This window comes from Dactylosporangium sp. NPDC005555 (assembly GCF_040605635.1).
GTDB lineage: Bacteria > Actinomycetota > Actinomycetes > Mycobacteriales > Micromonosporaceae > Dactylosporangium.
Genome location: NZ_JBEXDG010000082.1, coordinates 1 through 6,090 on the forward strand (window position 1 = coordinate 1; position 6,090 = coordinate 6,090).

Genomic DNA, 6,090 nt, shown 5'->3' on the forward strand with positions numbered 1-6,090 from the left:
GGCGACCGCCGCGCCAACGCCGCCCTCTACCGCATCGCCCTCACCAGAACCCGCACCGACCAACGCACCCGCGACTACCTCGACCGACGCACCGCCCAAGGCCACACCCGCCGCGAAATCATCCGCTGCATCAAGCGCTACGTCGCCCACGAGATCTACCACCTGATCCGACAGCTCAACACTTCCGATCAGGCCCCACGAACCGCTTGACAAACATAGGGGCATCGGACCCCGAACGACCAACGCAAGAGAGTCGCGTACCAGCCATATCGATCAACGGCTTCGCAAGTGACTCCTTGTTGTCGATGTTTCGATAAAACGCTGCGTCGATGAAGGGCGACCTTTGCGGCGAAATCCGAACTGGCCAGATGATTTACCCGATGCCACGACACTACGGGCACTGGTCGCAAATCGTATTCCGGGCGCAGAGCGGTACGGGAGCGGACAATTTTCGGTCGCTATTCGTGAGCGCTGCCGCACGGTCCGAATTTGGAACGCTTTACCGAGAAATTGTGCGGTTCAATCGCCCGGCGGCACGGGGACTTTGGTTTAACCTCTGCGACCGGCGCACGGCCGGGCCGTCAACAGAACGCACCGCGACGGCTCGTCACAGCGTGTGGCCGCCACCTTGGCACGTAGCCGGAGGCTCCGACGATGGCACAACACGCGACGCGGTCCCGTTCATTGATCGCCGTCCTTCTGCACTGCCTGCTGGCATTCGCCCTGATGGCGCCGACCACGCTCCTCTTCGCCCGGGTCTGGGGCTCGGTCGGGGAGCAGGCCCGGTTCGCCCAGTCGGAACGCAACGGCATCCAGTACCTCCGCAGTCTCGGTCAGCTCACGATCGCGCTGACGGATGCGCAGTCCGCCGCGGTCGCGGGGCGCCCGTTCCCGCGGGACACGATCACCCGCGTGGTCGAGGCCACCGCTTCGGTCGACGCCCGGATCGGCGGGGACCTGCGCACCCACGAGCGATGGTCCGGGCTGCGCGCCAAGATCGAGGCGCTGGCGGCGCTGAGCGTCGTCGACCCCGCCACGGCGTTCAGCACCTTCGGTGAGGCGACCGACATGCTCCTCGCGCTGTACAAGGAGGTCCGCGACAACTCGCAGCTGACCCGCGAGCAGGACGTCGACGCGTCCTACCTGCAGGAAGGCGCGGCGCAGCAGCTGCCCGAGGCCGTGGTGGCCGCCGGCCGGTTCATGGACCTGGCGGTCATCGCCGCCGGGCGGCCCCGCAACGACCCGGCGGGCACGGCCGCCAACCTGCTCAACGCCCGTGACGCGGTGACCTACCCGGCCAACAACCTCGCCGCCGGCCTGCAGGCCGCGGTCGACGGCACCAGCAGCCGGACCCTCAGTGGCAACCTGCTGAGCCGGCTGGACCGGTTCCGGCGCGGCATGGAGACATTGACCGCGACGACGGTGCCGGTCGACGGCCGGACCGCGGTGAACACCGCGGCGCTGCGGGACGTCCGCAACGAGGTCCAGACGGCCGCGTCTGAGCTGGCGGCGACGATTCTGGATGAGCTCGACCTGCTGATCAGCGCCCGGATCGAGGACCTGGACCGGCAGCGACAGACGGCGGCGGTCACCCTGGCGGTGGCGGTGCTGCTGGCGCTGGTCCCGCTGACCGTGCGGCTCGTCCGGCCCCGCCGTCGACCGGTCGCGAACCCACCCGTCCCACCGGCCCCCCAACCGGCCGAGGACGTGGTCCCCACCTGGCGCCGGGAGCCGACCGGTGCTCGCTAGGCTTCGCATCCGCGGCAAGCTCGCGGTCCTCCTCATCGCCCCGCTGGTCGCGATCGTGCTGCTCACGGTCGTCGTCGTGGTCGACCGGGTCGGGCAGGCCGGCCGGGCGGCGGACACCGCGCGGACCGCCCGGGTCGCCGGTGACGTCGGCGCGCTCATCCAGGACCTGCAGCAGGAACGGCTGATTGCGGTTGGGTACCTCGTCCAGGTGGTCGGCCGTTCGCGGCTGCTGCTGCAGACGGCGGCGGTCACCGACCGGGTCACCAACCTCAGGCTCGACTACGCCGACGACCTGTCACCGGAGGTGGCGGAAGCGATCGACGACGTGAAGTCGCTTGCCGGGCTGCGTGCCTCGCTGGTGGCCGGCACCGCCGACGTCGAGGGGGTGCTGACCCAGTTCACCGCGGTCATCGGCTGGCTGATCGACGCGCTGCGGCTGATGGACGCGGCCGACGCGACCACCGCCGAGGGCCGGCAGCTCCTGGCGCTGGACGCGCTGCTGCGGGTCGACGAGGGCAACAGCGCCGGCGCCGCACTGATGACCGTCATGGTCGCCACCCGCGCCCAGCGTGATCTCGCCAGGTACGCCGCCAACGCCGCCGCCGTGCAGCCGAACCTGGACCGGTTCACCGCCTCCGGGACCCCCGAACAGGTGGATCTGTACGGTCTGGTCACGGCCGCGTTCGCCTCCCGCGTCGGCGGCGGTTTCGTGGAGAGCGTCGAGACCGACCCGGCCGCGGCGATCGCCGACCTGCGGGTCGCCACGCTGTTCCCGTCGCTGGAGTCCTACATCGCGCTCGGCCGCTTCGTGGAGAAGCGGATCGTCACCGACGTCACCGCCACGATGACCGACCTGGAGCGGCGGCAGACCACCACCGCGTATGGTCTCGTCGCCGGCATGCTCGTCCTGCTGCTGCTCGTCATCCTGCTGAGCACGGCGATCGCGCGCACGGTCGCGCGGCCGCTGACCCTGCTGACCGCCTCCGCCGCCCGCGTCGCGCAGGTCGCCGAGGACGAGCTGGTCCGGGTCGCGGACGATGAGTCCGCCGCGCCCGAGCCGGTACGCCTGGAGCGGATCACCGTCGGCGGCCGGGACGAGATCGGCGACCTGGCCCGGACCTTCGAGCGCGTGCAGCGGACCGCGGCGCAGCTGGTCGAGCGGCAGGTGGCCAGTCGCCGTAACGTCGCGCAGATGTTCGGTCACGTCGGCCGCCGCACGCAGAACCTCGTCGGCCGGCAGCTCGGCCTCATCGACCAGCTGGAGCGCGACGAGACGGAGCCCGACCGGCTGCGGCAGCTGTACCGGCTGGACCACGTCGCCAGCCGCTTGCGCCGCAACGCCAGCAGCCTGGTCGTCCTGTCCGGCGGTACCGGCACCAACCCGCACCTGGCGCCGCTGGCCCTGGCCGACGCGGTCCGCCTGGCGCTCGGCGAGATCGAGGAGTACGACCGCGTCGACGTGCAGCTCACCGGCACGATCATGTTGGCGCCCGCGGTCATCAGCGACCTGGTCCTGATGCTGGCCGAGCTGATGGAGAACGCGACCTCCAATTCGCCGCCGCACACCCGGGTCGCCGTCACCACCGGCGAGAGTGCGACCGACGTGCGGGTGTCGATCGTCGATCACGGCATCGGCATGCCGGCCGAGCGGCTCACGGTCGAGAACGCCCGGCTGGAGCGCCGCGAGCGCATCGACCTCGCCCCGACGGAGGTGCTCGGCCTGTTCGTGGTGGGCCGGCTGGCCCGTCGGCACGGGCTGCAGGTGTCGTTGAGCGACACGCCCGGCGGTGGCGTCACCGCGACCGTCGTCGTCGGGCGGGAGCTACTGGACGGTTCGGCCGCGCCGGAGCCGCAATCGCGGGAGACGATCGCCTCGGTCATCGACATCGGTGCACTCACCCGGGCCACCCACTCGATCGACGGCCGGCAGCCGTGGAACGCGTTCGCCGCGCCGCGCACGCTCGCCGCCGTCGCGTCACCGCCGGCCATCGCCGCTGTCGTGGCACCGCTGGATGCCGACGCCACCGCTGAGATCCCCGCGCCGCTGCGGCAACCATCGCGGCAGGGGCAAGCGTTGCGACGGCGGGTGCCGGGGGCGCAGCTGTCGGCCGGCACCCAGGCCGCCAGGAACGCGGCGCAGTTCGTGGCGGCTCCTCCCGATCCGAGCAGCGCGCAGGCACTCGTCGAGGCGTTCGAGGATGGTGTACGCCGAGCGCAGCACGACGGCACAGCACCCCCGGCCGACCAGACGCCACCGCTCCCGCCAACGCCGCCACTGCAGCCAACGCCGCAGTCCCAGTCAACGCCGGTGCGGCCGGCCACCGCCGGTCGGAACCTGAGCAGACGGGTGCCGGGTGCCACGTTGCAGGACCCCGGTGCCATCCCGAGACCAGGGCTCCACCTAGTGGAGAGCCAGTCGTCCCCCGATCCCGACAGTGCATGGAACCTTGTCGAGCAGTTCGAATCCGGCGTCCTGCGCGCACTGCGCGAGCTCAGATCAGAAGGATCATCACAATGACGAGTCCGTTCATCCAGGACAGCACGCACCGCCAAACCTCTGGTGGGACGCTCAACGCCGCACCGATGAGCACGGAGGTGCAGACCTTCAACTGGCTGCTCGATTCGTTCACGTCCGGCACCGCCGGCGTGGTGGAGGCCATCGCGGTGTCCTCGGACGGCCTGCTGATGGCTACGTCGGCCTCGAAGGAACGGGCCAACGCGGAGCGCCTGGCCGCCGTCGTCTCCGGGATGACCAGCCTCGCCAGCGGCGCTTCCGCCTGGTACACCCTCGGCGGGCTCAACCGGGTCATCGTCGACATGGTCGACGGCTACCTGTTGATCACCTCCATCAGCGCCGGGTCGGTCCTCGGTGTCATCGCGACCCGCTCGGCCAACCTGAGCACGGTGGCCTACGAGATGACGCTCTTCGCCAGCCGGGCCGGCGCGGCGCTCACCCCGCAGCTCATCGCCGAGTTGAAGAACGCGGTCCTGCGGTGACCGTGCCGCCCGGGCAGGAGCCGCCCGGCATCCGGCCGTATCTGCGTTCACCGGTCGCGCCGGTCTCACCGGCTCCGCCGGCAGCGTGGAACCACCCTGCGCACCGCGCACCGGACAACCCGCGGCCGTACGTCCTGACGGCCGGGCGGGTGCAGGGCGACGACCCGGCGGTGAACCTGGAGACGCAGGTGACGATCCGGCCGGGGGCGCCGTCGGACGTGCGGTTCATGCCGACCGAGCTCCAGGCGATCCTCACCACCTGCGTTTCCCCGGTGTCGGTTGCCGAGATCTCCGCTCAGGCCCACCTGCATCTCGGCGTGACCAAGATCCTCGTCGGCGACCTGTGCGCCGCCGGATATCTGGACATCCACCAGCTCGAGGTCGACCCCGTCCACAGTCCCGACGTCATTTTGCGAGTAATCCATGGACTCCGTGCGATCTCCTGACGCAGCACCCGTACCAGTCAAGATCGTTGTCGCCGGTGGCTTCGGCGTGGGCAAGACCACGACGGTCGGCGCGATCTCCGAGATTCCTCCCCTGACCACCGAGGCCGAGATGACCTCCGCGGGGGTCGGCATCGACGACGCCGGGCACCGCGTCAACAAGGTCACCACCACCGTCGCGATGGACTTCGGCTGCGTGACGATCGACCGCGCGCTCAAGCTGTACCTGTTCGGCACGCCTGGTCAAGCACGCTTCGGGTTCATGTGGGACGATCTCGCCCATGGTGCCCTCGGCGCGCTCGTCGTCGTGGACAGCTCCCGCCTCGACGACTGCTACCCGGCCGTGGACTACTTCGAGCAATCGGGGCTGCCGTTCGTGGTGGCGGTCAACGCCTTTGACGGCGCGCTTGCCAACGACCTGGAGAGCGTCCGGTGGGCACTCGCCGTCGCCGACCACGTGCCGGTGATCGCGTTCGACGCCCGCGACCGCCTGTCGGTGCGCGACGCGCTGCTCGTGGTTCTCGACCGGGCCCTGGACCGGGCCGTCAGCAATTCCCGTTCATAGCCTTATTTCGGCGAACCAACCAGCCGCCTGACGCCGCACCGCCTCCCGCTTGACCCGCCCTGCGCGGTCAGGCCACCACCATCGGGATACCTCATCCCTCCGGCCTACAAGACCCCATCGACCAATGCCACGCCAACACGCCGGAACGTCATCGATCAACCTGACTATTCAAGATCTGTGGTCGGGCAGTGACTGAGCAGCGGTGTACGACGGGTGGTAGCGAAGTGGGGGGGGGGGGGGGGGGGGGGGGGGCTCATGGACGTCCAGCGGGGTGAACGCGTGGCGCAGGTCTTTATCTCACAAGGCTTCGGTCGGGCGGGGCGGCGGGGGTGGGGC

Annotated in this window: 5 protein-coding genes and 1 pseudogene; all 6 read left to right on the forward strand. The window is 70.2% G+C overall.

All coding sequences use genetic code 11. The features are described from left to right. A pseudogene (locus ABZS58_RS46495) lies at positions 1-210 on the forward strand (IS110 family transposase); the annotation flags it as partial. Positions 211-654: 444 nt separating this feature from the next. Next, positions 655-1,749: a hypothetical protein gene (locus tag ABZS58_RS46500; RefSeq protein ID WP_354790773.1), complete on the forward strand. Its 1,095-nt coding sequence runs from the start codon at positions 655-657 to the stop codon at positions 1,747-1,749. Further along, positions 1,739-4,267: a nitrate- and nitrite sensing domain-containing protein gene (locus tag ABZS58_RS46505; protein WP_354790775.1), complete on the forward strand. Its 2,529-nt coding sequence runs from the start codon at positions 1,739-1,741 to the stop codon at positions 4,265-4,267. The genes ABZS58_RS46500 and ABZS58_RS46505 overlap by 11 nt, the downstream gene beginning before the upstream one ends. After that, positions 4,264-4,746: a roadblock/LC7 domain-containing protein gene (locus tag ABZS58_RS46510; RefSeq protein ID WP_354790776.1), complete on the forward strand. Its 483-nt coding sequence runs from the start codon at positions 4,264-4,266 to the stop codon at positions 4,744-4,746. Before ABZS58_RS46505 ends, ABZS58_RS46510 begins: the two co-directional genes overlap by 4 nt. Beyond that, a complete protein-coding gene (locus ABZS58_RS46515) occupies positions 4,743-5,192 on the forward strand; it encodes a DUF742 domain-containing protein (RefSeq protein ID WP_354790778.1) in 450 nt (149 codons plus the stop codon). The genes ABZS58_RS46510 and ABZS58_RS46515 overlap by 4 nt, the downstream gene beginning before the upstream one ends. A gap of 46 nt (positions 5,193-5,238) precedes the next feature. Then, on the forward strand, positions 5,239-5,754 hold the full coding sequence (locus tag ABZS58_RS46520; RefSeq protein WP_354790780.1) for an ATP/GTP-binding protein: 516 nt from the start codon (positions 5,239-5,241) through the stop codon (positions 5,752-5,754). Positions 5,755-6,090: the final 336 nt, after the last annotated feature.